General features: G+C 73.2%; 3 protein-coding genes. 1 reads left to right on the top strand and 2 read right to left on the bottom strand.

Annotated features, from left to right (window positions below; all coding sequences use genetic code 11):
• A partial coding sequence (locus SACSA_RS22560; protein WP_019815991.1) for a PP2C family protein-serine/threonine phosphatase occupies positions 1-1,246 on the bottom strand: 1,246 nt, incomplete at its 3' end.
• Between the two features lie 4 nt (positions 1,247-1,250).
• On the bottom strand, positions 1,251-2,213 hold the full coding sequence (locus SACSA_RS22555) for a LysR family transcriptional regulator (RefSeq protein ID WP_198009049.1): 963 nt from the start codon (positions 2,211-2,213) through the stop codon (positions 1,251-1,253).
• 160 nt (positions 2,214-2,373) lie between these two features.
• Here SACSA_RS22555 and SACSA_RS0111370 point away from each other — a divergent pair.
• The coding region (locus SACSA_RS0111370) for an SLC13 family permease (protein WP_019815986.1) at positions 2,374-2,996 on the top strand (623 nt) is incomplete at its 3' end.

Genomic DNA, 2,996 nt, shown 5'->3' with positions numbered 1-2,996 from the left:
CGGGGTCGCGGCGGTGCACGGCCGGGGCGGCCTCGGCGGGCAGCAGTCGCGGGTGGCTCGGGGTGGGCCACTCCAGCAGGATCAGGCTGGCGTCGTCGTGCAGCTGGCCCTGCTGGTGGTCCAGGACGGCGTGGCTGAGCCTGCGCAGCGTCTCCGGGGCGGGCAGGCCGGCCGCGCTCTCGCGCTCGACGAAGTCGCTGAGCCGGTCCAGACCGAAGTGCTCGCCCCGGGCGTTGCGGGCCTCGGTCACGCCGTCGGTGTAGAACAGCACGCGGTCGCCCGGTTCGAGGCCTTCGTGCGCCGGGGGCGACGGCGCGGTCTCGTCGAGGTGCTGGAGTCCCAGCGGCAGCCGTCTCCCGCCGTCGAGGGTCTTGCGCACGCGGCCCTCGCGCAGCAGCACCGGGGGCGGGTGGCCCGCGTTGAGGTAGGACAACAGCCCGGACTCCAGATCGAGCGTGGCCAGCACGGCCGTGGCGAACCGCGTCTCGGTCGCGTGCTCGCGCAGGACCTCGTCGGCGGCCCGGGCGATGCCGGGGAGCGAGGCGCCGTTGCGGCGCGCGTTGCGGGTGGCCGCCAGCGCCATCGAGCACACCAGCCCGGCCTGCAGATCGTGCCCGGTCGCGTCGAAGATCGCCACGTGGCCGGTCGAGCCGTCGGCGGTGTAGTCGTAGCCGTCGCCACCGGCCTCGTCGTAGTACTCGACCACGGCGCTGATCGTCATGTCGGAGGTGGCGAAGGTCTGACTCGGCAGGAGCTGCCAGAGCAGTTCGGCCGATACCGTCAGATCTCTCGGTCTCCGCGCGCGGTGCAGCTCGTCGCTCTGCGCGAGCTTGGCGACGACGAGGTGTCCGAGCAGGCCACCGAGGGTCCAGCAGCGTTCGCGGAGGCTGAAGTCGGCCGGGTCGCTGCCGGAGGGCAGCACGATCTGGAGCATCCCGACCCGGTGGGTGCCGTCGAGGATCGGCACCCACAGCACCGGTCTGTCGCTGTCCTGGTCGGTGCTGGACGCGATCTCCACGAGCTGGAACGCGCGGCCGGGCAGTGTTCCCTCGATCGGGATCGGCTTCTCGCTCTCGTCGCTGAGCCGGTGCAGGTGCCGTTGCGGCAGGTCGACCAGGTAGAGCCGCAGGTGCGCCCCCACCTGCCCGGCGGCGTGGTCGACGATCCTGCCGAGGTCCCCTCCGGCGGCCAGGTGTGCCCGGTTGACGATCTCGTCGAGCACCGCGTACCAGTTCGCGGACGTCACACCCTCACCGTAGGGGCTCGTCGGTGGTGTCGCGCGCGTGCCGGGTCACCCACCGTGCGCCGTGCGGCAGGCGCAGCGCGTGGGTGCTCGCGGTCTCCAGCAGGTCCCGCATCGCCAGGGCGGTGGCCGACAGCGGTCGCGCGGGGTCGTGCACCAGGCGGATGTCGCGCTCGACCGCCGGGCCGGTCAACGGCCGGTGGTGGAGGTCGGCGAAACTCATCAGGGGCAGCACCAGCGCGGGTACGGCGGAGACGCCGAGCCCGGCCGCGGCGAGCCCGGCCACGGCGCCCACGTTCCGCGCCTCGGTGACCGGGCCGAGTTCCACCCGCTGCCGGGTGAGCGTGCGGTCGACGTAGGCGCGGATGCTGCTCGTCGCGTCGAAGGCGACGAACGGTTCGCCGGACAGGTCGGCCCAGCTCACGTCCGCGCGGTCGGCGAACGGATGATCGACGGCGCACACGCAGTGGAACCGGTCGGCGGCCACGGGCCGGGTGTGCGGTCCGGGCGGCACGGTGTCGGCGACGGTGACGGCCAGGTCGGCCCTGCCGCTGCGCAGGTGGTCCAGGACCTCGGCGGAGAGCCCGTCGCGGATGCGCACGGTCACCTCGGGCAGCCGCTCCCGCAGGGCCGACACCACGGGCGGGAGCAGGGTGGCCGCGAGCGAGGGCAGGGCCGCGACCGAGACGGTCCCCCGGGTGCCCGCGAGGTAACCCTCGAAGTGCCGGAGCGCGGCGTCGGCGTGGGAGAGCACGTCGCGGGCGAGGGCGACGAACCGCTCGCCGTCGACGGTCGGCCGGACGGCGCGGGTGGTCCGTTCGAACAGCGCGACGCCGAGCCTGCGCTCGACCTCCTGAACGGTGCGGCTCAACGACGACTGCGCGAGGTGGAGCCGCTGCCCCGCCGCGCTGTAACCGCCGTGGTCGGCGACCGCGACCACGGCACGCAGGTGCCGCATCTCCAAATCCATGCTCACAACGCATCAATGTATGCCCTATTGATGTTGAACGGTAGGGGACCCGGAGGCGAGACTGCGGAGCGACGCCGCCGGGCGACGCGGAAATGTATAACGACCTATACCCACAGACGCCGGTGGCGTGGTCGAGTCGTCGAGGGAGAGGTCGGGGCCGATGTTGTCCCTGATGGGTTTCGCGACCGTCGGTGTGATCCTCGCGTTGCTGCTGGCCCACCGCACGGCCGCCGTGGTGGCGCTGGCCGGGGTCCCGGTCGTGGCCGGGCTGCTGGCGGGGTTCTCGCCCGCCGAGATCGGCGCGTTCGCCACCGACGGTATCGGCGGGGTCGCCGGGGTGACGGCGATGTTCGTGTTCGCGATCGTCTACTTCGGCCTGATGAAGGACGTGGGGCTGTTCGACCCGGTGATCCGGCGGATCGTGGCGTTCGCGGGCGGCGCGCCGGTCACGGTGTGCGTGGCCACCACGGCGCTCGCGGCCGCCGCGCACCTCGACGGGGCAGGCGCCACCACGTTCCTCATCACGATCCCGGCGATGCTGCCCCTGTTCGACCGGCTCGGGATGCGCCGCCTGGTGCTGACCACCTGTGTCGGTCTGGGAGCGGGAGTGATGAACCTGATGCCGTGGGGCGGTCCGACCGCGCGGGCCTCGGCCACCAGCGGCGTCGACGCCAACGAGTTGTGGGTGCCGTTGCTTCCGGCGCAGGCGGCGGGACTGGTCGCCGCGCTGCTGGTGGCGTGGTGGCTGGGCCGTCGTGAGGCGCGCAGGCTGGCCGGGGCGGA

The organism is Saccharomonospora saliphila YIM 90502 (assembly GCF_000383795.1).
GTDB lineage: Bacteria > Actinomycetota > Actinomycetes > Mycobacteriales > Pseudonocardiaceae > Saccharomonospora > Saccharomonospora saliphila.
Note: the sequence above shows the minus strand (reverse complement) of the source record. Positions and strands in the feature narration are given on the sequence as shown.